The 20355-nt window shown below is 63.3% G+C and carries 23 protein-coding genes; 15 read left to right on the top strand and 8 right to left on the bottom strand.

Features of this window, described 5'->3' with window-relative positions; genetic code table 11:
• The first annotated feature begins 43 nt into the window (after positions 1-43).
• From tldD to ACU5AZ_RS05850, 3 genes are all read left to right on the top strand, one after another.
• Positions 44-1459: a metalloprotease TldD gene (tldD, locus tag ACU5AZ_RS05840; protein ID WP_446825081.1), complete on the top strand. Its 1416-nt coding sequence runs from the start codon at positions 44-46 to the stop codon at positions 1457-1459.
• Positions 1456-1881: a bleomycin resistance protein gene (locus ACU5AZ_RS05845; RefSeq protein ID WP_446825082.1), complete on the top strand. Its 426-nt coding sequence runs from the start codon at positions 1456-1458 to the stop codon at positions 1879-1881. Before tldD ends, ACU5AZ_RS05845 begins: the two co-directional genes overlap by 4 nt.
• Before the next feature lie 140 nt (positions 1882-2021).
• The gene (locus ACU5AZ_RS05850) at positions 2022-3065 is read left to right on the top strand and encodes a polysaccharide deacetylase family protein (protein ID WP_446825083.1); all 1044 of its coding nucleotides are present in this window, start codon (positions 2022-2024) and stop codon (positions 3063-3065) included.
• Between the two features lie 25 nt (positions 3066-3090).
• Here ACU5AZ_RS05850 and pdxH read toward each other — a convergent pair whose 3' ends face one another.
• Positions 3091-3711 (bottom strand): pyridoxamine 5'-phosphate oxidase, encoded by a 621-nt coding sequence (gene pdxH, locus ACU5AZ_RS05855; protein WP_446825933.1) that lies wholly within the window; start codon positions 3709-3711, stop codon positions 3091-3093.
• A gap of 125 nt (positions 3712-3836) precedes the next feature.
• Between pdxH and ACU5AZ_RS05860 the strand changes: the two genes are divergently transcribed.
• From ACU5AZ_RS05860 to ACU5AZ_RS05875, 4 genes are all read left to right on the top strand, one after another.
• Positions 3837-4220 (top strand): RT0821/Lpp0805 family surface protein, encoded by a 384-nt coding sequence (locus ACU5AZ_RS05860; protein ID WP_446825084.1) that lies wholly within the window; start codon positions 3837-3839, stop codon positions 4218-4220.
• A gap of 179 nt (positions 4221-4399) precedes the next feature.
• Complete coding sequence (locus tag ACU5AZ_RS05865) at positions 4400-5518, top strand: DnaJ C-terminal domain-containing protein (protein ID WP_446825085.1); 1119 nt, start codon at positions 4400-4402, stop codon at positions 5516-5518.
• A gap of 155 nt (positions 5519-5673) precedes the next feature.
• On the top strand, positions 5674-6492 hold the full coding sequence (fabI, locus tag ACU5AZ_RS05870) for an enoyl-ACP reductase FabI (protein WP_446825086.1): 819 nt from the start codon (positions 5674-5676) through the stop codon (positions 6490-6492).
• Positions 6493-6581: 89 nt separating this feature from the next.
• Positions 6582-7205, top strand: a complete 624-nt coding sequence (locus ACU5AZ_RS05875) for a histidine phosphatase family protein (RefSeq protein ID WP_446825087.1) — start codon at positions 6582-6584, stop codon at positions 7203-7205.
• A 108-nt stretch (positions 7206-7313) separates the two neighbouring features.
• Here the strand turns inward: ACU5AZ_RS05875 and ACU5AZ_RS05880 are convergent, their stop codons facing one another.
• Positions 7314-7574, bottom strand: coding sequence for a DUF1344 domain-containing protein (locus ACU5AZ_RS05880; RefSeq protein ID WP_446825934.1), 261 nt, complete (start codon positions 7572-7574; stop codon positions 7314-7316).
• 297 nt (positions 7575-7871) lie between these two features.
• Here ACU5AZ_RS05880 and aroC point away from each other — a divergent pair, with 297 nt between their 5' ends.
• Both aroC and ribB read left to right on the top strand, forming a co-directional pair.
• A complete protein-coding gene (aroC, locus tag ACU5AZ_RS05885; RefSeq protein ID WP_446825088.1) occupies positions 7872-8969 on the top strand; it encodes a chorismate synthase in 1098 nt (365 codons plus the stop codon).
• Positions 8970-8979: 10 nt separating this feature from the next.
• On the top strand, positions 8980-10071 hold the full coding sequence (gene ribB, locus ACU5AZ_RS05890) for a 3,4-dihydroxy-2-butanone-4-phosphate synthase (RefSeq protein WP_446825089.1): 1092 nt from the start codon (positions 8980-8982) through the stop codon (positions 10069-10071).
• Positions 10072-10075: 4 nt separating this feature from the next.
• On the opposite strand, the gene ACU5AZ_RS05895 is transcribed toward ribB, so the two are convergent.
• The 3 genes from ACU5AZ_RS05895 to ACU5AZ_RS05905 form a co-directional block, all read right to left on the bottom strand.
• Positions 10076-10858: a gamma-glutamyl-gamma-aminobutyrate hydrolase family protein gene (locus tag ACU5AZ_RS05895; RefSeq protein WP_446825090.1), complete on the bottom strand. Its 783-nt coding sequence runs from the start codon at positions 10856-10858 to the stop codon at positions 10076-10078.
• 123 nt (positions 10859-10981) lie between these two features.
• Positions 10982-12175, bottom strand: coding sequence for a winged helix-turn-helix domain-containing protein (locus ACU5AZ_RS05900; RefSeq protein ID WP_446825091.1), 1194 nt, complete (start codon positions 12173-12175; stop codon positions 10982-10984).
• A gap of 68 nt (positions 12176-12243) precedes the next feature.
• Positions 12244-12705 (bottom strand): DUF1284 domain-containing protein, encoded by a 462-nt coding sequence (locus ACU5AZ_RS05905; RefSeq protein ID WP_446825092.1) that lies wholly within the window; start codon positions 12703-12705, stop codon positions 12244-12246.
• A 100-nt stretch (positions 12706-12805) separates the two neighbouring features.
• On the opposite strand from ACU5AZ_RS05905, the gene ACU5AZ_RS05910 reads away from it, so the two are divergent.
• The 5 genes from ACU5AZ_RS05910 to ACU5AZ_RS05930 all read left to right on the top strand — a co-directional run bounded on the left by ACU5AZ_RS05910 (position 12806) and on the right by ACU5AZ_RS05930 (position 15998).
• Positions 12806-13486 carry an energy-coupling factor ABC transporter ATP-binding protein gene (locus ACU5AZ_RS05910; protein ID WP_446825093.1) on the top strand — a complete coding sequence of 227 codons (681 nt, stop codon included), beginning with the start codon at positions 12806-12808 and terminating at the stop codon, positions 13484-13486.
• On the top strand, positions 13480-14085 hold the full coding sequence (locus ACU5AZ_RS05915; RefSeq protein ID WP_446825094.1) for an energy-coupling factor transporter transmembrane component T family protein: 606 nt from the start codon (positions 13480-13482) through the stop codon (positions 14083-14085). Before ACU5AZ_RS05910 ends, ACU5AZ_RS05915 begins: the two co-directional genes overlap by 7 nt.
• A 32-nt stretch (positions 14086-14117) precedes the next feature.
• A complete protein-coding gene (locus tag ACU5AZ_RS05920) occupies positions 14118-14681 on the top strand; it encodes a biotin transporter BioY (protein ID WP_446825095.1) in 564 nt (187 codons plus the stop codon).
• Between the two features lie 130 nt (positions 14682-14811).
• Positions 14812-15741: a histone deacetylase family protein gene (locus ACU5AZ_RS05925; RefSeq protein WP_446825096.1), complete on the top strand. Its 930-nt coding sequence runs from the start codon at positions 14812-14814 to the stop codon at positions 15739-15741.
• A 2-nt stretch (positions 15742-15743) separates the two neighbouring features.
• On the top strand, positions 15744-15998 hold the full coding sequence (locus ACU5AZ_RS05930) for an exodeoxyribonuclease VII small subunit (RefSeq protein WP_446825097.1): 255 nt from the start codon (positions 15744-15746) through the stop codon (positions 15996-15998).
• An 18-nt stretch (positions 15999-16016) separates the two neighbouring features.
• Here ACU5AZ_RS05930 and ACU5AZ_RS05935 read toward each other — a convergent pair whose 3' ends face one another.
• The 3 genes from ACU5AZ_RS05935 to ACU5AZ_RS05945 are packed head-to-tail and all read right to left on the bottom strand — an operon-like array spanning position 16017 to position 19198.
• Positions 16017-17579, bottom strand: coding sequence for a DHA2 family efflux MFS transporter permease subunit (locus tag ACU5AZ_RS05935; RefSeq protein WP_446825098.1), 1563 nt, complete (start codon positions 17577-17579; stop codon positions 16017-16019).
• Positions 17572-18744: an HlyD family secretion protein gene (locus ACU5AZ_RS05940; RefSeq protein ID WP_446825099.1), complete on the bottom strand. Its 1173-nt coding sequence runs from the start codon at positions 18742-18744 to the stop codon at positions 17572-17574. Before ACU5AZ_RS05940 ends, ACU5AZ_RS05935 begins: the two co-directional genes overlap by 8 nt.
• Before the next feature lies 1 nt (position 18745).
• On the bottom strand, positions 18746-19198 hold the full coding sequence (locus ACU5AZ_RS05945) for a MarR family winged helix-turn-helix transcriptional regulator (RefSeq protein ID WP_446825100.1): 453 nt from the start codon (positions 19196-19198) through the stop codon (positions 18746-18748).
• Between the two features lie 192 nt (positions 19199-19390).
• Between ACU5AZ_RS05945 and ACU5AZ_RS05950 the strand changes: the two genes are divergently transcribed.
• Entirely contained in the window at positions 19391-20314 is a 924-nt protein-coding gene (locus ACU5AZ_RS05950) for a pirin family protein (RefSeq protein ID WP_446825101.1), read from the top strand.
• Positions 20315-20355: the final 41 nt, after the last annotated feature.

A 20355-nucleotide genomic window follows, 5' to 3' on the forward strand; every position in this document is an offset into this window, starting at 1 on the left:
GTCCTAAATGCGTGTGCAAACACCAATTGCGGAGCCTCAGCCCATGAATGACGATCTACTCACCCTGTTCGACGCAGACGAAGCAGAGGTTCGCGCCGTCATCGCCGATGCGCTGAAGCATGCCGACGACGGCGAACTCTACATCGAGCACGCCCAGGCGGAATCGCTGTCCTTCGACAATGGCCGCCTGAAGGGCGGCAGCTTCAACACCGACCAGGGCTTCGGCCTGCGCGCTGTCGCCGGCGAAGCCGTCGGCTTCGCGCATGCGGGCGACCTGTCTGTAGCGGCCCTCAAGCGGGCTGCCGATGCGGTCGGCGCCGTCACGCGCGGCTATTCCGGCACCTATGCCGCAGCACCCCAGCGGACCAACAAGAAGCTCTACGGCGACGAGAACCCGATCGGCCAGCCGACCTTCGAGGAGAAGGTGAAGCTCTTGCAGGACATCGACGCCTATCTGCGCGCCAAGGATCCGAAGGTCCGCCAGGTCACGGCGTCAGTCTCCGCCAGCTGGCAGGTGGTCGACATCCTGCGCGCCGACGGCCACCGGGTGCGTGACATCCGGCCGATGACCCGCCTCAACATTTCCGTCGTCACCGGCGACGGCGACCGGCAGGAGTCCGGTTCCTTCGGCCAGGGCGGCCGGGTCGGCTTCACCGAATTCCTGACGGAAGAGAACTGGCAGCACGGCGCTGACGAGGCGCTGCGCCAGGCGCTCGTCAATCTCGACGCCATCGAGGCGCCGGCCGGCACCATGGATGTCGTGCTCGGCAATGGCTGGCCCGGTGTCATGCTGCACGAAGCCGTCGGCCACGGGCTGGAAGGCGATTTCAACCGCAAGAAGACATCTGCCTTCGCCGGCCTGATGGGCGAGATGGTCGCGGCTCCGGGCGTGACCGTCGTCGATGACGGCACGATCGAGAACCGCCGCGGTTCGATCAGCATCGACGACGAGGGCACGCCGTCGGCCTACAACGTGCTGATCGAAAACGGCAAGCTGGTCGGCTACATGCAGGACCGCCAGAACGCCCGGCTGATGGGCATGAAGCCGACCGGCAACGGCCGCCGGCAGGGCTACTCTTCGGTGCCGATGCCGCGCATGACCAACACCTACATGCTGTCGGGCGACAAAACGCCGGAAGAGATCATCTCCTCGGTCAAGAAAGGTCTCTATGCCGTGTCCTTCGGCGGCGGACAGGTGGACATCACCTCCGGCAAGTTCGTCTTCGGCTGCACCGAAGCCTACATGATCGAGGACGGCAAGATCGGCGCGCCGGTCAAGGGCGCGATGCTGATCGGCAACGGCCCGCAGGCGATGAAGCGCGTCTCGATGATCGGCAACGACATGTCGCTCGACACCGGCATCGGCAATTGCGGCAAGGGCGGCCAGTGGGTGCCGGTCGGCGTCGGCCAGCCGCATCTCAGGATGGACCAGGTGACCGTCGGCGGCACCAGGACGTGACAAGCGCGAACGCGCTCGTTCCCGAGCTTGCGGTGACGGATTGCGCCGCAAGCCTGTCCTTCTATTGCGACCTCCTGGGCTTCTCGGTGGTCTATGAGCGCCCCGAGGAGGGGTTCGCCTTCCTGGCCAAGGGCGAAGCACAGTTGATGATCGACGAGATCGGCAAGGGCCGCACGTTCGAGCCCGCTCCCCTCACCCCACCGCTCGGCCGCGGCGTCAATTTCCAGATTCTTGTTACAGATCTGGCGGCAATCCTGGACAGACTGCAGAACGCAGGCGTCGACCTTTTCCTGCCACTGGAGGAAAAGTGGTATCGGCGCGACGATCACGAAGTCGGCAACCGCCAATGCATCGTCGCCGATCCGGACGGCTATCTGCTTCGACTTTTCGAGGATTGCGGCGAGCGACCGCTTGCTTCCTAGCCGTCCCCGTCACCCGGAGCGGCACACGTCGCCGGACTTTGCGCGCGGCGCTTAAGAGTTTATCCATAGAGAGAGGGGATTTTTGGCAGTCCACGCTGCGGGGTGCAGCCGGACTTCAGGAATACAGGCGGGGGATAGCCTTGTTCACGATCATCAGGAACAGCGCCAAGCGGGCGATCAAGCGCGCCGTCATCACGGGTGGCCTGGAGGCGGCAGCCGTTTCCGCGCGGCTCGGGGTACGCATTCGCGCCCGCGGCATCATTTTCACACTTCATCATGTGCGGCCCAAGACGGAACACGACTTCGACCCGAACGCGCATCTGGAGATTACCCCGGATTTTCTGGCGGACGCGATTGAGCAACTTCAACATGACGGTTTCGACTTCGTCCGCCTCGACGAGATCCCCGCGCTTCTCGCCGGAGGTGACCGCGACAGGCCCTTCGCCGCCTTCACGCTGGATGACGGCTACCGCGACAACGCGCGCTATGCCCTGCCGGTGTTCGAGGAGGCCGATGTCCCCTTGACCGTCTTCGTGACCAAGGGCTTTGCCGAGCGCAGCCAGACGATCTGGTGGGAGACGGCGGCAGCCATGCTGCAATATGCCGACAAGTTTCAATTCGACTTCGGCCAGGGCCGGGAGACGGTCGAAATCAGGACCACCGCCGGCAAGATGGCGGCATTCAACAGGCTCGAGGGCGCGGCGTTTTGCGAAGACGAAGCCATCTTCGTGCGCAAGATCGACCAGGCCGGCCGGGCGCTCAACGTCCACCCGCAGTCGATCGTCCACGACGAGACGATGGATGCCTACGAGCTGAAACGCTTCGCCGCCCATCCGCTGGTCAGCCTCGGCGCCCATACCGTCACGCATCCGGCGCTGGCGCTGCTCGACGAAGAGGCGGCGCGCAGCGAAATGATCGAATCCGCCGACTATGTGGAAAAGATCACCGGCAGCCGGCCGACAACCATCGCCTATCCCTACGGTTTCGCGAAGGCGGTTTCCGCCCGCGAGCACAGGCTGGCAGCCGAAGCCGGCTTCTCGCTGGCGGTCACCACGTCACCGGGCCTGCTGCGCGGCGGCGGGCGCGACAATCTCTTCGCCCTGCCCCGCGTTTCCCTGAACGGTCTCTACCAGAAGCCGCGCTATGTCTCGGCGCTGGCCTCCGGCCTGCCGTTCCTGCTCTGAACCTCAGACGTCCCCGAGGAACACTTCAGGGATACATCCTCGTCTTGGTCCAGCCGCCTTCCGGCGTCTCGCGGGCAAACTCGATCCGGTCGTGCAGGCGGAACTTTCGGTCGTGCCAGAACTCGATCGAAACCGGACGGATGCGGAAGCCCGACCAGTAGCGCGGTCGCGGAATGTCGCCGATGGCATAGCGCGCCGTATATTCGGCGACGGACTTCTCCAGCGCGAAGCGGCCTTCCAGCGGACGGGACTGCTTGGACGCCCATGCGCCGATTCGGCTGCCGCGCGGGCGCGATGCGAAATATTCGTCGGCCTCGGCATCGGTCACGACCTCGACCGGACCACGAATACGGACCTGCCGGCGCAAGGATTTCCAGTGAAAACACATCGCGGCCTTCTTCTGGCCAAGAAGTTCCTGCCCTTTCCGGCTTTCGAAATTCGTGTAGAAGACGAAGCCGTTGGTATCGAACCCCTTCAGCAAAACCATGCGGACATTGGGCATGCCGTCGGCATCGACCGTTGCCAGCGCCACAGCGTTCGGATCGTTGATTTCGGAGGCCTGCGCGTCCTTCAACCAGCTGTCGAACAATTCGACGGGGTGTTCAGCCTCGGTAAAGTCACCGCTTGTTAACTCATCTTGCGACATATTGATTAAAATGCCTCTTTTTCCGGTTCTGTAGCGCGTAGGTAACAGGTTTCGTTTTGATTCATCCAGCAAGACCATCTTTCAAGACAACAGGCCGGATTGGCAAATCCGTTCTGCTTCTGGCGATGGCCGTCGCTCCGGTCGTTTTATCCGGTTGCTTCGGTGCTGGACAGGATTATCTCACCAGCGCAGCGACGGACACTTCGATCAACACCCGATCGATCAGCGATGTGCGTGCCAAGACGGTCAATTCCGACGAGACGACGGTCGGCAATGCGGTCACGTCGGCCGACCTCGGCAAGCTTGGCAACGATCCCCTCCCCTGGGCCAACACGGCCACCGGCAGTTCCGGCGTCGTGACCTCGATCGCCGAGCAGATGGCCGAAGGCATGACCTGCCGGCAGTTCACGACGACGCGTCATTCCTACGCCGGCATTGCCAAGTTTTCCGGTCTCGCCTGCCTCAGCAGCGACGGCACATGGCGCGTATTGCGCTTCGAGCAGCTGTAACCGCCGGTTTTTCAAACATCGGTTCGAATTTTCACGATTTCCTTCAAGCGAACGTAACGACTGATTAGCGAGTCTCCGCGCATACTCTCGGTTCACGATTGCCGGCCCCCAAAAGTACCGGTCAAAGGATTCATTCGCGCCTGGGAAAGACAGGCCGTCCATAAGCGGGTTCAAGAAGAATGCGCGACCCTTACGCAGTGCTCGGCGTCGACAGCAATGCCAGCGAAAAAGAGATCAAGTCGGCCTGGCGGTCGGCCGCCAAGGCGTTTCATCCAGACCGCAACCGCGATAATCCGGATGCGGCCTCGCAGTTTGCCGAGGTCGGCAAGGCCTACGACATGCTGAAAAACCCCGCCAAGCGCGATCTGCTCGACCAGGCGCGCGGTGCCGTCCAGGGCAAGGACGGCGAGCCTACTTTCATGCAGAAGCGCGAAGAAGCGCGAGCCGCCGCCAAACGCGAAGCCGAACGGCAAGCCCGCGAGGCCGAGGCACTCGCCGAAATGGCACGCCAGGCCAATGCGAGCGCCCGTGCAGCCCAGTCCGAGACTGCCGCAAAGCCCGGTGCCACCTCCGGGGCTTCGCCCTCCTCGCCCAAGGCAGGCACCGCCGGCAAGGCGGACAACCAGAGCGGCAAGCCGTCCGACGCGGCATCGCCAGACTTCGAGGAACAACCGGAAGGCGGATTGGAAACCGCCAAGGCCTCGGCATCTGCCAACAGGCTGAAACTGCAGGCCGCCGAACTGCTCGTCTCCTTCTACCGCCGGATCACCGGCTACCGCCCGCCGCCCGAGCAGGCGCCCGACTACCACCTCGACAAGGAAGTCACCATTGGCGAACTGCTTTCCGGTCGCTGGACGACGGTTACGACGCCGGACGAGCGCGACGTCGGATTCTACCTTACTCCCGGCATGACCGAGGGATATGTCGTCGAGCTCAAGGGCCATGGCTCGCGGCTGACGGGCATGCGCAATGGCGACCTGTTCGTCACGCTTCGCGTCGCCCGCGACATCGCCTTCTCGGTCGAAGGCCACGACATCCGCACGGTACTGCCGATATCCCTGGAGGATGCCGTCCTCGGTCTGCAGACCGAAGTCGAGGGGCCGCAGGGGTCCATTCCGGTCACGGTCGAGCCCTGGTCCGGCTCGGAAAAAACCATCCGTATTTCCGGCCACGGGTTGAAGACCGAGGATGACGGACGAGGCGATCTCATCGTCGAGTTGCGCATTTTCCTCGGCGAAAAACCGGACGAAAAAGTCACCGACCTGATGCGCATCATGCGCCAGGGTCTTTATCTCTAGCCAGGTGTTCGCTCCAAGCCCTTGGAATCCGGCCCACCGGCCGGTGGCGCACTGTTTGTTACGGTTCCTAACAGTTCCTGATCTCGGTGAAGCTTGAACCGCCCGTCACGCTATGCCATAGGCAAATTCGCAATTCTTGATCTTGGGAGCATAGCATGGCTGAAGTAACCGGCCTCATGAGCGGCAAGCGCGGCGTCATCATGGGTGTGGCCAACAATCGATCCATCGCCTGGGGCATTGCCAAGGCCTGTGCGGATGCCGGTGCGGATCTGGCGCTGACCTGGCAAGGCGACGCCCTGAAGAAGCGTGTCGAACCGCTGGCGCAGGAACTTGGCGCTGTCATGGCCGGCCATTGTGACGTGACCGACCTTGCCTCCATTGATGCCGTCTTCGAGACGCTCGAAAAGGAATGGGGCAAGATCGATTTCGTTGTCCACGCCATCGCGTTTTCCGACAAGGACGAACTGACCGGCCGCTACATCGAGACGAGCCGCGAGAACTTCGCCCGCACGATGGACATCTCCGTCTATTCGCTGACTGCCGTCGCCAAGCGCGCCGAGCGGATCATGAACGATGGCGGCTCGATCGTGACGCTGACCTATTACGGCGCCGAAAAGGTCATGCCGCATTATAACGTCATGGGCGTCGCCAAGGCCGCGCTCGAGGCGAGCGTGCGCTACCTCGCCGTCGACATGGGCGACCGCGGCATCCGCGTCAACGCCATTTCCGCCGGCCCGATCAAGACGCTGGCCGCTTCCGGCATCGGCGACTTCCGCTACATCCTGAAGTGGAACGAGTACAACGCGCCGCTGAAGCGTACGGTCTCGATCGACGAAGTCGGCAATTCGGCGCTCTACCTGCTGTCGGACCTGTCGACCGGCGTGACCGGCGAAGTGCACCATTGCGATTCCGGTTACCACACGATCGGCATGAAGGCAGTGGACGCTCCGGACATCGTCGTGTCCAAGGACTGACGTCCCTTCAGACAAGGAACACGAACGGAGCCGGTTGGCTCCGTTCGCATTTTAAGCTCCCGGTCCATTCATTTTTCGAGGCTTTCTTCTTGATCATTTACGTCGTTCGCCATGGCCAGACAGACTGGAATGCGGAATTGCGCATGCAGGGGCAGAAGGATATCCCGCTGAACGACAGGGGGCGGGCACAGGCGCGCGGCAACGGCCGAGCCCTGAAAGCAATCCTGGGAGACGAGACGGACATGTTCGACTTCGTCTCCAGCCCGCTTGGCCGCACCCGCGAGACCATGGAACTCCTGCGGACGGAAATGGGGCTGGACCCCGGCGCCTACAGGACCGACGACAGGCTGGTGGAGGTCTCCTTCGGCGACTGGGAAGGGTCCACGCTTGCCGAACTCGAGGTGCGCGTACCGGAAAGACTTGCCGCGCGCGCGGACAACAAATGGGATTTCATCCCGCCGGGCGATCACGCGGAAAGCTACGAGATCCTGTCGTGGCGCATCGGCTCCTGGCTGCAATCGGTCAACCGCCCCACCGTGTGCGTCTGCCATGGCGGCGTGATCCGGACGTTGTTCCGCCTAATCGACAACATGGACAAGGAAGAAGCCGCCACGATGGGCGTGCCGCAGGACCGGATCCTCAGGATCGACAGGCAGCAGAACGTCATTGAGTGGATCGGCGGGACATCGCCGTCGCTTCACTCCCCCTTCTGAGCGGTGTCGCGGACCGGCGCAAAAGAAAGCGGCCGCTACGGATTTTTCCGTAGGGCCGCAGAGTACATCAGGTGCTGAACAAACGTACTGATTAAGGCATATAGGCAGCTACTGCGCGATTTCCAGGTCATCGACGACGCGCTTGCCGTCGACGACTGTGTAGAACACGGTGACCTTCACGCCGGCAGCGAGGCCGTCGAAGTTGAATTCGGACGGCACCTGGTAGGTCTTGCCGTCATCGAGCGTCAGCGTCAGGTCGGATGTGTCGACCTTGGTGATCGTTGCCTCGACGTCGGCGCTCTGCGCGAAGGACGCGAGCGGAGACAGGAGGCTGGCGACAGCAATCAACGCAGCAAACAGATAATTCATGTGGCGCCTTTCGGTCTGGATCATATGCATCGTCCTTCGCTGGCCATGGAGCACTTCGAATGTGGCGGATTTTTTGCCCTCGCCGGGCGGTTTTGCGACAGGATTGATGATCTTTTTTCCAGGGTTGGCAAGTGAAACTTTGGCGACCTCTCGGCGTGCACCCGAAAATGGCCATTGTCGCAAAGAGACGCTGCGACGGAGCACAAAGGAATTTGCCTTGCGCCGTTTTTCCACTATGAGTGACGCGCCTTAGACAAACGGCCGTCACGGCAGCCGCCAAGCCTTACGGACAGAACCATGTCGCATAACACATTCGGTCACCTTTTCCGCGTCACTACCTGGGGTGAAAGCCACGGGCCGGCACTCGGCTGCGTCGTCGATGGTTGCCCTCCCGGCATCCGCTTCACGCTTGCCGAACTGCAGGCCTGGCTCGACAAGCGCAAGCCCGGCCAGTCGCGGTTCGTAACCCAGCGGCGCGAGGAAGACCTCGTCAAGGTGCTCTCCGGCGTGATGCTGGACGAGGACGGCGAGACGATGATTTCCACCGGCACGCCCATCTCGATGATGATCGAGAACACCGACCAGCGCTCCAAGGACTACGGCGAGATCGCCAAGCGCTACCGGCCGGGACATGCCGACTTCACCTATGACGAAAAATACGGCATCCGCGACTATCGCGGCGGCGGCCGCTCTTCGGCCCGCGAGACGGCGGCGCGCGTTGCTGCCGGCGGCATCGCCCGCAAGGTCATCCCCGGTGTTACCATCCGCGGCGCCCTCGTCCAGATCGGCAAGCACAAGATCAACCGCGACAACTGGGACTGGGACCAGGTCGGGGAAAACCCCTTCTTCGCGCCCGACCCGGCGATCGTTCCGGTCTGGGAAGAGTATCTGGACGGTATCCGCAAGGCGGGTTCGTCCGTCGGCGCCGTGGTCGAAGTGATCGCCGAAGGGGTTCCAGCCGGTCTTGGCGCGCCGATCTACAGCAAGCTCGACCAGGACATCGCCTCCGGCCTGATGTCGATCAACGCGGTCAAGGGCGTGGAGATTGGTAACGGCTTCGAGGCCGCAGAAATCACCGGCGAGGAAAATGCCGACGAAATGCGCATGGGCAATGACGGCAAGCCGATCTTCCTGTCGAACCATGCCGGCGGCGTTCTGGGCGGGATTTCCACCGGCATGCCGGTTGTCGCCCGCTTCGCCATCAAGCCGACCTCGTCGATCCTGACCGAGCGCCGCTCGATCGATTCCGACGGCAACAATGTGGATGTGCGCACCAAGGGCCGCCACGATCCGTGCGTCGGCATCCGCGCCGTGCCGATCGGCGAAGCCATGCTCGCCTGCATCATCGCCGACCATTATCTCAGAGACCGGGGCCAGACCGGCAAGACACGCTAGGACAGTTTCCATGCCATACGATCAGAAGCGCGTCGTCGACGCCATCCGCGCCTTCGAGGCAGGCGAAATTGTCGTCGTCACCGATGACGACGACCGCGAGAACGAAGGCGACCTGATCGTCGCCGCCGTCCACTGTACCCCGGAAAAGATGGCCTTCATCGTGCGCCACACGTCGGGCATCGTCTGCGCGCCGATGCCGCGCGAGGAAGCCAAGCGGCTGAACCTCAACGCCATGGTGGCGGAAAACGACAGCGCCCATACCACCGCATTCACGGTGACCGTCGACTTCAAGCACGGCACGACGACCGGCATTTCGGCCGAAGACCGGACGCTGACGGTGCGCAATCTCGCCAATCCGAATGTCGGGCCCGCCGATTTCGTCCGTCCGGGCCACATCTTCCCGCTGATCGCGCGCGAAGGCGGCGTGCTGATGCGCTCCGGCCATACGGAAGCCGCCGTCGATCTCTGCCGGCTGGCCGGCCTGCCGCCGGTCGGCGTGATCTGTGAGATGGTCAATGACGACGGGACCGTGATGCGCGGACCGCAGGTGGCGAGCTTTGCGCAGACGCATGGCCTTAAGCAGGTTTCGGTTGCCGACCTGATCGCCCACCGCCAGCGCAAGGAGCGGCTGATCGAGGAGATCGCCACTTTCAATATCGAGACGCCCGTGGGCCCCGCCAAGGCGCATACCTATTCCCTGCCCTGGGATCCGATGCAGCACATGGCCGTCGTCTTCGGCGACATTCGCGACGGCGCGGACATCCCGGTGCGCCTGCATCCGGAAAACGTCGCGACCGACGTCTTCGGCAAGGTGCCGGCCGTGCTGCCGCACATGCAGCGCATCGCAACCGAAGGCCGCGGCGTCATCGTCTATCTGCGCGAAGGTTCGGTCGGCGTCGGCCACCACGATACCGGTCGCAAGGGTCGCGAAGGGCATGACACCGCCCGGTCGCGGGAAAGCGAATGGCTGGAGATCGGCCTCGGCGCGCAGATCCTGAAGGACCTCGGCGTGGAATCGATCAAGCTTCTGAGCTCGCGCGAGCGTCACTATGTCGGGCTGGAAGGCTTCGGCATCACGATCAGCGAGACGATCGTCTGCTGATCCATCAGGCGGCAGCGACCGTGCCGTCCTTGTAGGCCCTGACGGCGGCGCCGAAGGCGTCGAACAGGGCGCGGTTGACCGGATTGCGCTCCGGATCGTATTCGGCGTGCCACTGGACGCCGAGTGCGAAGCCCTTGGCGTCCCGGAAACGGATCGCCTCGATCGTGCCGTCATCGGCGATGCCCTCGGCGACGATACGATCTCCGACCACAAGAATGCCCTGGCCATGCAGCGAATTGACCCGAATCGTGTCGCTGCCGAAAATCCGCGCGAACACGCCGCCTGATTCGAGCCTGACCGAATGCCTGTCGGCGAAGACGACCTCGGGATCCGGATGGATTTCGCCGGTCTCCAGTCGCGGCATGCGGTGATTGATCCGCCCCGGCAGTTCGCGGATTTCCGGATGCAGAGAACCGCCGCCGGCGACGTTCATTTCCTGAAAGCCCCGGCAGATGCCGAAAAGCGGCACGCCGCGCTCGACGCAGGCGTCGATCAGCGGCAGGGCGACAGCATCGCGGCCCTCGTCATAGGGCTCGTGCTTTTCGCTCGGTTCGGTGCGGAAGCGGCTGGGGTGCACATTGGCTCGCGCGCCGGTCAGGAGCACGCCGTCGACGACGGAGAGAAGATCGTCGATGTCGGTGAGAGCCGGGTCGCCGGCAAACATCAGCGGCAGGGCGCCGAGCACGTTGGCAACGGCGTTCAAGTTGCGCTCCCCGACCATCTGCACCGAGAAGCGATCCTCCACACGAAGGGCATTTCCAATGATGCCGATCACGGGTTTCGTCATGTATGTCCTGCCGTCCCTTGCTCGAATGTTGCAGCGCACTGCAGACTCAACATTCCCATAAGGGGTTCGAAGGAGCAACCGGCTCATGATCAAAAATATTGATGAAGCGCAAAGATGGCGCGATCAGCCGGTCATCCAGCCATCGTCATAGGAAACCCGATCGACGCCGGCAAAACGGGCGACGCGGGCGAGCTCGGCCTCAAGCTTCTCGAGACGACCAGCCGAGGCGCGCACCTTCGGTTCGAGCCACAGGCGGCGGACGTTCAAGGTCCCCTCCTTGCGGTCCGTCTTCATGTCGATCCGGCCGATCATCCGGTCGCCCTCCAGCAGCGGAAAGACATAATAGCCGTATTCCCGCTTCGGCTCCGGCACGAAGACCTCGATGCGATAGCGGAAGCCGAACAGGCGTTCGGCGCGGTTGCGGTCGCGCAGCAGCGGATCGAAGGGGCTCAGGACACGGACACGGCCCGGCGGTTCCGGCCAGTCATCCGGATGGGCGGAAAAGTCGAGCAGGCAGTAGGAGCTGCGCGGCTTGCCGCCGTCGACCGTTTCGATCTCCACCTCGTCCAGCCGGTCGCGGTTCGCCTTCACCCAGTCCCGCGCCTCCTCCGGCGAGATCAGGTCCCAGAAGGCGGCGATCTCGCCATGGGTGGCGAAGCCCAGCCGCTCCAGCGCGCTCGTGCAGGCCCAGTCGACGAAATCCTCGTGCGACACCTCGGCCTTGAGAATATGGCCGGGGATCACCCGCTCGGTCAGGTCGTAGGCCTTCTGGAAATTCTCGCGATGGCAGATCGAAAGCTTGCCGGTGTGCCAGAGGAATTCCAGCGCCGTCTTCGACGGATGCCATTCCCACCAGCCGCCGGACTTGTGATCCTCGGCCTTCACCTCACGGGCGAAGATGGAACCGCCGGCAAGAATCCGCTCATAGGTTTCATCGAAGGCCTTGTCGAAATCCTGGCCCTGCCATTTGGCCCAGCGCTCCCGGATCCCCGCCTCCCGGCGCCTGAAGCGATGTTTCCAGTAGGGAAAGAAAGCCGTCGGCAGGATGGCGGCGTCGTGCGTCCAGTGCTCGAAGAGCGCCCTGTCCTTCTCGAGAAGCGCGCGCAGATGCTCGCGCCTGAAGGTCTGGTTGCGGGAAAACAGGATCTGGTCATGAGCGCGCGCCACGGTCTGGATGCTGTCGACCTGCACGAAGCCGATATCGTGGATCAGCTGCAGAAGGTCGTCCTTCGACATGGCGCGCGACGGCGCGGCCGAGAGGCCCTGCTTGGCGAGGAAGATCCTGCGCGCGTTCGAATTGGAAACCGGAATCGCCATGGCCTATCCATGCACACGTTCCTGATTTGTTCAAGTACGTTTTGCGGTTCTCCGACCGATGCGGCAGATCACGGCGACGGTAGCAACGGCGTTCCAGCGAAACCTTCAGCGGCGATAGCGTCGCAGAACTCCCGCCACCGGCAGCTGACGCAGGCGGCCCGGATCGAGCCTTCGGCAAAGGCCGCGCGCAGGCTTGCAGCGATCTCCGGTGTGATCACCATTGCGGCACCCATCCCCTGCGGAAAGAAGTCCGCCACGGCGGCAATCGCGACGTCGTCCATCGCCAGCGTTTGAAGGCGCGAGCAGTCGTGGTCGCAGGCGATGCGGTCGTCGGCAGAGAGAGCGCCGCAGATGTCGTCCGGCCCGCTGACCAGCCGGACGGGACGTCCGGAATTGATGGCGTCGGCGATCGTCGTCATGTTGTCGACGAAGCCCGGCGTATAGCCGTATCCCTTGTAGGTCAGCAGACAGAGGAAATGGTGTCCGCGAAGGGCTATGGCGGCTTGATCGTCCACCGTGTTGCCAGCCATGCGATACGCCTCCCCTCGCCTTCGGCTTCAACGCTGCCGTGCGTTTCCCTTTGGCCGCGCTTGGTCTATAGAGCCTGCCGGTAGCACACGGAGCAAAACTTTGGAAATCCGCTTTTCCGGCGCATCTGTCACCTTCGGCAACCGGACCGCGCTTCAGCCTTTGACGGTGACGCTTGCGGAGCAGCGCATAGGCGTCGTCGGGCTGAATGGTTCCGGCAAGACCACCTTCGCCAAGCTGATCAACGGGCTCGTCAAGCCGACCGCCGGCAGCGTGACGGTCGACGGGCTCGATACGGTCAAGGATGCCGGTGCGGTGCTGCGCAAGGTCGGCTTCATCTTCCAGAACCCGCAGCAGCAGTTGATCATGCCGATCCTGAAGGACGATATCGCCTTCGGCCTCAAGGCGCATGGCGTTGCCAAGGAGGATGTCGCCGCACGGACCGCCGACATCCTGTCCCGGTTCGGCATCGCGCATCTGGCGGAGCGGCGCGTCCACGAGCTTTCCGGCGGCGAAACGCAGCTGGCGGCGATCGCCGGCGTAACGGTCACCGGTCCGGGCCTCCTGATCTTTGACGAGCCCGCCAACCAGCTTGACCTGAAAAACCGCAAGCTGGTGAAGGAGACGATCGCAAGGCTCGACCAGCAGGCCGTCGTCGTCAGCCACGACCTGCCCTTCATCGAAGACTTCGACCGCGTGCTGCTGTTCCACGAGGGCCGGCTGGAGGCAGACGGCGCGCCGACCGAGGTGATTGCCCGCTACCGGGAGATCGCCGGATGCTGAAGAGCCTCTATGTCGAGGGCGACACGCTCTTCCACCGGCTTTCGGCACGGGTGAAGCTGATCGCCCTCCTCCTTCTCGGGATCGTGCTGTTTCCGGTCAGCAGCTTCTGGGTCCTGGTTCCCGTCTTCCTTGTGGCGGCTGCGATCTATTTCAGCCTTGGCCTGACGGTTCGTGACGCACTGTCGCGCATCGGCTTCGTGCTCTTCACCATTTTTGTGCTGATGCTCGTCAATCTCTATATCGGTCCGTGGCACGAGGCGGTTGCGACCACCTTCCGGCTGACTGCTGTCGTCCTTTTTGCCGCCGCGGTCACAGCGACGACCACGATCGACGCCTTCATGGACGAGATCACGGTCCTGCTCACACCGCTGGAGCGTATCGGACTGGTGAAGGCGCGAGACGTCAGCCTGGCGCTCGGCCTGGTGCTGCGATTCGTGCCGGACATCTTCGCCCGCTACCAGACGCTGAAGGAGGCACATGAGGCTCGCGGCATCAGAGTTCGCACGCGAACGATCCTCGGCCCGCTGATCATTTTGACCCTCAAAGACGCGGACATGATCGCCTCCGCCATTGACGCCCGTGGCATTCGCGGTCAATGAAATCCCCATATTTCGAGTGGGGAGACACATCTATGAACAGCAGGGACCTGGTTCTCATTGCACTTTTCGCGGCGATCGTCGTGGTGCTCGGCTTCATTCCGCCGATCACGCTCGCCTTCATTCCGGTGCCGATCACCGCGCAGTCGATGGGCGTCATGCTGGCCGGCTGCATCATCGGCGCCAAGCGCGGGGCGCTCGCCTATGTCCTGTTCGTGCTGATGGTCGCCATCGGCCTGCCGGTGCTGTCGGGCGGACGCGGCGGCATGAACATCCTGATGGGGCCGACCGCCGGCTATATCTTCGGCTGGATCGTCGGCACCTATGTCACCGGCCTGATCGCAGAGCGCTTCGTGCGTGACGGCCAGTCGGAAGGCCGCCAGCTTGCCGCCTTCTTTGCGGCCTCCGTCATCGGCGGCATCGGCGTCGTCTACCTGATGGGCATCGCCTGGCTGAAGATCTCCTCCGGCACCGACCTCATGGCGCTGATCTCCGGCAACCTGACCTTCATCCCCGGCGATCTCGTCAAGGCGGTGATCGCGACGCTTGCCGGGCGCATCGTGCTGTCGGGCTATCCGCTGCTGCACTCGCGCGCCTGATACGGCCGACCGCAGCCCAACACCTTCGAGCCCCGGTCCAAAACCGGGGCTTTTTCATGCGCTGTTGAAAATGGCCGCGCGATACGCCATTTGCATGGACGACAGTTTCCTCGATCAGTAGGGTCCGGACATGACGACGCGCCTCTACGAGCACACGATCTTCCTTGAACACGAGACACCACCCGGCCATCCCGAACGGATCGACCGGCTGCGCTCGCTGAACGTCGCGCTCGAACATCCCTTCTTCGCAACGCTTGACCGCAAGCCGGCGCCGCAGGCGAACGAGGACGCCGTGCTGCTCGCCCATCCGGAAGCGCACCTGTTCTCGGTCATGCGGCAGATCCCCGAGGAAGGCATCCACCAGATCGAAGCCGATACCTATGCGAGCCCGAAAAGCCTGCAGGCGGCGCTGACCGGCATCGGCGGGGCGATGGCCGCGGTCGACGACGTGTTTTCCGGCGCGGCCGACAATGCCTTCGTCGCCTGCCGCCCACCCGGCCACCACGCCGAGAAGCAGACGGCCATGGGCTTCTGCCTGTTCAACAACGTGGCGATTGCCGCACGGCACGCGCAGAAGGTCCATGGCGCCGAACGCATCGCCATCGTCGACTGGGACGTCCACCACGGCAACGGCACGCAGGAGATTTTCTGGGACGATCCGAACGTGCTGTTCTGCTCCACCCACCAGATGCCGCTCTATCCGGGCTCCGGCGCCAAGAACGAGACGGGTGTGCACAACACGATCGTCAACGCGCCGCTCTCGGCAAACGACGGCAGCGACCATTTCCGCGAGGCGTTCCGGTCGCGGGTGCTGAGGGCGGTCGACGACTTCTCGCCCGACCTCATCCTGGTCTCGGCCGGCTTCGACGCCCACCACCGCGATCCGCTGGCACAGATCAACCTCGTCGGCGAGGATTTCGACTGGGCGACGGCGAAACTGATGGAACTTGCCGACAAGCATGCCGGAAACCGCCTCGTCAGCGTGCTGGAGGGCGGCTATGATCTGGAGGGACTCGCCGAGTCCGCCGGAATGCACATCTTGAGACTGATGAAAGGATGACCATGAGCGACAAGACCAAGGGCGACGACATCGCGGGCCTGCCGTTCGAAAAGGCGGTCGCCGAGCTCGAGACGATCGTCGGCCGGCTGGAGCGCGGCGACGTGGCGCTGGAGGAATCGATCGGCATCTACGAGCGCGGAGAGGCGCTGAAGAAGCATTGCGAGAAACTTCTGACCGCCGCCGAGAAGCGCATCGAGAAGATCCGCCTCGACCGTTCCGGCCAGCCGCAGGACGTCGAGCCGCTCGACGCGGAGTAAGCGGCTCTCCTTTCCTTCCTATTCCAGGGCGATCTCGATCGCCTCTTCCTGATCACTGCTGCGGCCTGTCTTTGCAGGCTTCCGCAGAAGGAAGATCAGCGGCATCACCGCGATCGACATCAGCATCAAGAGCTTGAAGTCGTCGGCATAGGCGATGATCGTCGCCTGCAGCGTGACGATGCCGTCCAGCGTCGAGATGCCGCTCACCGTATGCGGGCTGAGGGCAGCGGCGGCCGGCGCGTCGAAGGCATGGTTGAACGGCGTGACGAAGGCGGCAATCTGCGCGTGGTTGATCTGCGTGTTCTGGACAAGAAGAGCCGAGACCACGGCGATGCCGACGCTGGAGCCGATGTTGCGAGACAGGTTGTAAAGGCCCGTTCCGTCGCCGCGCATATGGGCCGGCAGCGTCGCGAAGGCGATCGTCGTCAGCGGCACGAACAGGAAGCCGAGCCCGGCGCCCTGTACGAAGCCGACCCAGATGATCGTCCACTGGGAAATGTCCGGCGTCCACATGGTCATTTCGTACATGGCCCAGGCGGTGACGCCGAGGCCGGTCAGAAGCAGGTAGCGCGTGTCGACCTTGCCGATCAGCCGTCCGACGATGAACATGCAGGCCATGGTGCCAAGGCCGCGCGGCCCCATGACAATGCCGGCGGTGATGACGGGATATTCCATCAGCGTCTGCAGGTAGGGCGTCATCAGTGCCAGCGAGGCGAGATAGGTGACCCCGATGACGAAGATGAACAGGATGCTGATCGCGAAATTGCGGTCCAGAAACAGCCTCGGATTGACGAAGGTCTTCTCCGCCGTGAAGGTGTGGACCAGAAACAGGTAGAACGCTCCGCCACAGACGATCGACTCCAGGATGATTTCCCCCGACGAGAACCAGTCGAGCTGCTGGCCTCGGTCGAGCAGGAGCTGCAGCGCGCCGATGGCGACGCTCAGCATGCCGAAGCCGAACCAGTCGAGCCTCGCCTTGGCGTCCACCTTGGTTTCCTTGACGAACATGCCGATGCCCATGAAAGCGAGGATGCCGATCGGGACGTTGATGTAGAAGACCCATCGCCAGCTGAGGTGTTCGGTCAGCCAGCCGCCGAGCACGGGTCCCAGAACCGGGCCGACCATGACGGAAACGCCGAACATGGCCATGGCCGAGCCGCGCTCCTCGACCGAATAGATGTCGAGGAGGATGCCCTGCGAGAGCGGCACCAGCGAGGCGCCGAACAGGCCCTGCAGCAGGCGAAAGCCGACGATCTGGGTCAGCGATTGCGCAAGACCGCAGAGGACGGAGGCGGCCACGAAGCCGAAGATCGCCGTCGACAGCACGCGCTTGCGGCCGAACCGGGCGGCAAGGAAGCCCGACGGCGGCGTCATGATCGCGGCGGCGACGATGTAGGAGGTCAGGACCCAGTTGATCTGGTCGGCGCTCGCTGCGACGCTGCCCTGGATGTAGGGAAGCGCGACGTTGGCGATCGTGGTGTCGAGCGCCTGCATGATGACGGCGAGGATGACGCAGGCGGCGATTGCGCCGCGATTTACGACCGGCTCCTCCACTGCTGCCATGGTGGCGGCGTTACTCATTGGCGTAAGCAGGCCTCTTGCCGATGAGGTTGTCGACGAACTGCGGCAGACCGCGCGCATGGCCGGTGTCGATGTCGACTTCCGTGCTCATGCCGGCGCGCAGCGGCGGCTTGCCGCTGGTCTCGTCGATCGAAATGCGCATGGGAATGCGCTGAACGACCTTCACCCAATTGCCGGAGGAATTCTGAGCCGGAAGCAGCGAAAAGCTCGACTCGGACGCCGGGCTGACGCTTGCGACCTTGCCGGTCCACTGGGCGCCCGGATAGGCATCGACGCTGATCGTCACCGGCTGACCCGGCTTCACATAGGTCAGCTGCGTTTCCTTGGGATTGGCCGCAATCCACATGTTCTCGGTCGAGACCAGCGAGAACGCCGCCTCGGCCGCGTCGAGATAGCTGCCGACCTGAACGGCGCTGACATTGGTCGCGATGCCATCGAAGGGCGCGCGCACGACGGTGTCGTCCAGCTGCCGCTTGGCGTCGTCGACGGCGGCCTTCGCCTGAAGGTAGACAGGATTTTCCTCGACCGGCGTATCGGCGTCGCCGCCGAGCTTGGCGAGCATTTCGGCTGCCTGTGCCTCGGCCACCATCACCTTCTGTTTTGCCGCGTCGAGATTGTGCTTGGCCTGGTCGAACTCGGCATGGGAGGCGGTGTTCATGGACACCAGCTTCTGCTGCCGGTCGAAGGCCGCCTGGTAATAAGGAAGATCGGCCTTGGCCTGGGCCGTTTCCGCCTGTGCCTGGCGGTAGCTGGCCTGAAGGGTCAGAAGCTCGTTGCGGGCGGACTCGAGTTTTGCCTTCGCGCCTTCGAGCGCGATCTGGAACGTCTCCGGCTTCAGGCGGAAGAGGACATCGCCCGCCTTCACGTTCTCGTTCTCGTGCACCTCGATCGACTGCACCGTGCCCGCCACGTCCGTCGACACGCCGACGATGTTGGCGGCGACATAGGCGTTGTCCGTGCTCACCTCCTGCCCGCCGGTGACATAGACATAGCCGCCAACGACGAGGGCGACTGGCAGCAGCGCGAACAGCATGCGGCGGCGCGTATTGCGGCGCGGCTTGTCCGCGGGGCCGGACTTTGCGGGCTCGGCAATGGCTGCAGCCGGTGCCTCGTCGGTTTCCTTGTTTTCATTGGCGGTGGGACGCAAAGCGGTCGGTTCGCTCATGTCAGTTTTCCTTGTCGGCCGAGCACCGGCAGGCCTCGACGAGATTGGACTTCATCGTTTCGAGCATCTCGAAGAGCCTTTCACGATCTGCCGGGGATATGGATTTCAGGGCTTCGTTGCGCGTGGCGTCGCCGATGGCGCGCATGTCGCCAAGCAGGTGACGCGCCTCCTCCGTCATGAAGAGCAGCCAGATGCGCCGGTCGGTCTCGTGACGCCGACGCTCGACCAGACCGCGCTCCATCAATTTCTCGATGATCCGCTGCAGGGTGATCGGTTCGACGTCGATGATTTCCGCGAGCGCCTTCTGGTGGATGCCCTCGTTGCGAGAGAGGTAGGCAAGCGTCTGCCACTGAGACCGTGTCAGTCCAATATGCCGCGCCTGCTGCTCAAAACGTTTGCGCAGCAGGCGAGCGACATCATGCAATAAAAATCCGAGTGTCGGATTGCTGCTCAATGTTTACGTCCTGAAAAAGGTAAGCTTCCTTATGATAAGTAAACCTATATAATAACCACCCGATGTCTGGCAAGTGGAACGGCGTTGAAGACTGTCAATTTTTCAGAGGAACAGCGTTCGGTTTTTCGCCCTATGCCGCGACACGAATGACGGGTAGCGTTCGGCATCGACATTGAGAACGGAGTGAGCCCCATGTCCTTCTTTCCCGGAAAGGATCCCGTCGCGGGAGATGCATTTGCCTGCGACGCCATCGAGCAGCTGATCATCCCGCGCACCAGCGACATCGGCGGGTTCGAAGTGCGCCGCGCCCTGCCGACAGCCAAGCGCCGGCTGGTCGGCCCGTTCATCTTCTTCGACCGCATGGGCCCGGCCGTGCTGCGCGCAGGCGACGCCCTGGACGTCAAGCCGCATCCGCATATCGGCCTTTCGACGGTCACCTACCTGTTCGACGGCGAGATCAAGCACCGCGACAGCCTGGGCACGGAAATGGTCATCGAGCCCGGCGATATTAACCTGATGACGGCCGGCCGCGGCATCGTCCACTCCGAGCGCACGCCGGAGAAGCTGCGCGGCGACGCCTTCTCCATCTCCGGCCTGCAGACATGGCTGACGCTGCCGGACAACATGGAGGAGATCGACCCCGCCTTTGCGCACACGACCCGCGGCGATATGCCCGAGATCAATGCCGACGGCGCGCATGCGCGCGTGGTGATCGGCAATCTCGAAGGCCTCGCCTCACCGGTGAAGGTCTTCTCCGACACGCTCTACGTGGACCTGACGCTTGAGCCCGGCGCACGCTTTCCCTTTGCGGCGCAGGCGGAGGAGCGCGCGGCCTATATCCTGTCCGGCGATGTGATCATTGCCGGGGACCGCTTTGCCAGCGACCAGCTCCTCGTCTTCCGTCCCGGCGACGCCATCACGCTGCAGGCCGGCGAACGCGGCTGTCACCTGATGCTCTTCGGCGGAGCGGCGATGTCGTCCAAGCGCTATATCTGGTGGAATTTCGTCTCTTCGTCGAAGGAACGCATCGAGCAGGCCAAGGAGGAATGGCGCACCGGCCGCTTCGACATCGTCCCCGGCGACGAGGAGGAATTTGTGCCATTGCCGCAGGGTTGAACAGGAAATGGGAGACGGCATGGGGCGGCTTGTGCTAAGGC

Source organism: Rhizobium sp. PAMB 3182 (assembly GCF_052908355.1).

What these genes read in the sequence shown, in the direction of transcription:
- tldD (WP_446825081.1), top strand. Translation starts at nt 44, where the DNA reads ATGAATGACGATCTACTCACCCTGTTCGACGCAGACGAAGCAGAGGTT.
- pdxH (WP_446825933.1), bottom strand. Translation starts at nt 3,711, where the DNA reads ATGTCGCAAGATGAGTTAACAAGCGGTGACTTTACCGAGGCTGAACAC.
- ACU5AZ_RS05860 (WP_446825084.1), top strand. Translation starts at nt 3,837, where the DNA reads ATGGCCGTCGCTCCGGTCGTTTTATCCGGTTGCTTCGGTGCTGGACAG.
- ACU5AZ_RS05865 (WP_446825085.1), top strand. Translation starts at nt 4,400, where the DNA reads ATGCGCGACCCTTACGCAGTGCTCGGCGTCGACAGCAATGCCAGCGAA.
- fabI (WP_446825086.1), top strand. Translation starts at nt 5,674, where the DNA reads ATGGCTGAAGTAACCGGCCTCATGAGCGGCAAGCGCGGCGTCATCATG.
- ACU5AZ_RS05880 (WP_446825934.1), bottom strand. Translation starts at nt 7,574, where the DNA reads ATGAATTATCTGTTTGCTGCGTTGATTGCTGTCGCCAGCCTCCTGTCT.
- aroC (WP_446825088.1), top strand. Translation starts at nt 7,872, where the DNA reads ATGTCGCATAACACATTCGGTCACCTTTTCCGCGTCACTACCTGGGGT.
- ribB (WP_446825089.1), top strand. Translation starts at nt 8,980, where the DNA reads ATGCCATACGATCAGAAGCGCGTCGTCGACGCCATCCGCGCCTTCGAG.
- ACU5AZ_RS05895 (WP_446825090.1), bottom strand. Translation starts at nt 10,858, where the DNA reads ATGACGAAACCCGTGATCGGCATCATTGGAAATGCCCTTCGTGTGGAG.
- ACU5AZ_RS05900 (WP_446825091.1), bottom strand. Translation starts at nt 12,175, where the DNA reads ATGGCGATTCCGGTTTCCAATTCGAACGCGCGCAGGATCTTCCTCGCC.
- ACU5AZ_RS05905 (WP_446825092.1), bottom strand. Translation starts at nt 12,705, where the DNA reads ATGGCTGGCAACACGGTGGACGATCAAGCCGCCATAGCCCTTCGCGGA.
- ACU5AZ_RS05915 (WP_446825094.1), top strand. Translation starts at nt 13,480, where the DNA reads ATGCTGAAGAGCCTCTATGTCGAGGGCGACACGCTCTTCCACCGGCTT.
- ACU5AZ_RS05920 (WP_446825095.1), top strand. Translation starts at nt 14,118, where the DNA reads ATGAACAGCAGGGACCTGGTTCTCATTGCACTTTTCGCGGCGATCGTC.
- ACU5AZ_RS05925 (WP_446825096.1), top strand. Translation starts at nt 14,812, where the DNA reads ATGACGACGCGCCTCTACGAGCACACGATCTTCCTTGAACACGAGACA.
- ACU5AZ_RS05930 (WP_446825097.1), top strand. Translation starts at nt 15,744, where the DNA reads ATGAGCGACAAGACCAAGGGCGACGACATCGCGGGCCTGCCGTTCGAA.
- ACU5AZ_RS05935 (WP_446825098.1), bottom strand. Translation starts at nt 17,579, where the DNA reads ATGAGTAACGCCGCCACCATGGCAGCAGTGGAGGAGCCGGTCGTAAAT.
- ACU5AZ_RS05940 (WP_446825099.1), bottom strand. Translation starts at nt 18,744, where the DNA reads ATGAGCGAACCGACCGCTTTGCGTCCCACCGCCAATGAAAACAAGGAA.
- ACU5AZ_RS05950 (WP_446825101.1), top strand. Translation starts at nt 19,391, where the DNA reads ATGTCCTTCTTTCCCGGAAAGGATCCCGTCGCGGGAGATGCATTTGCC.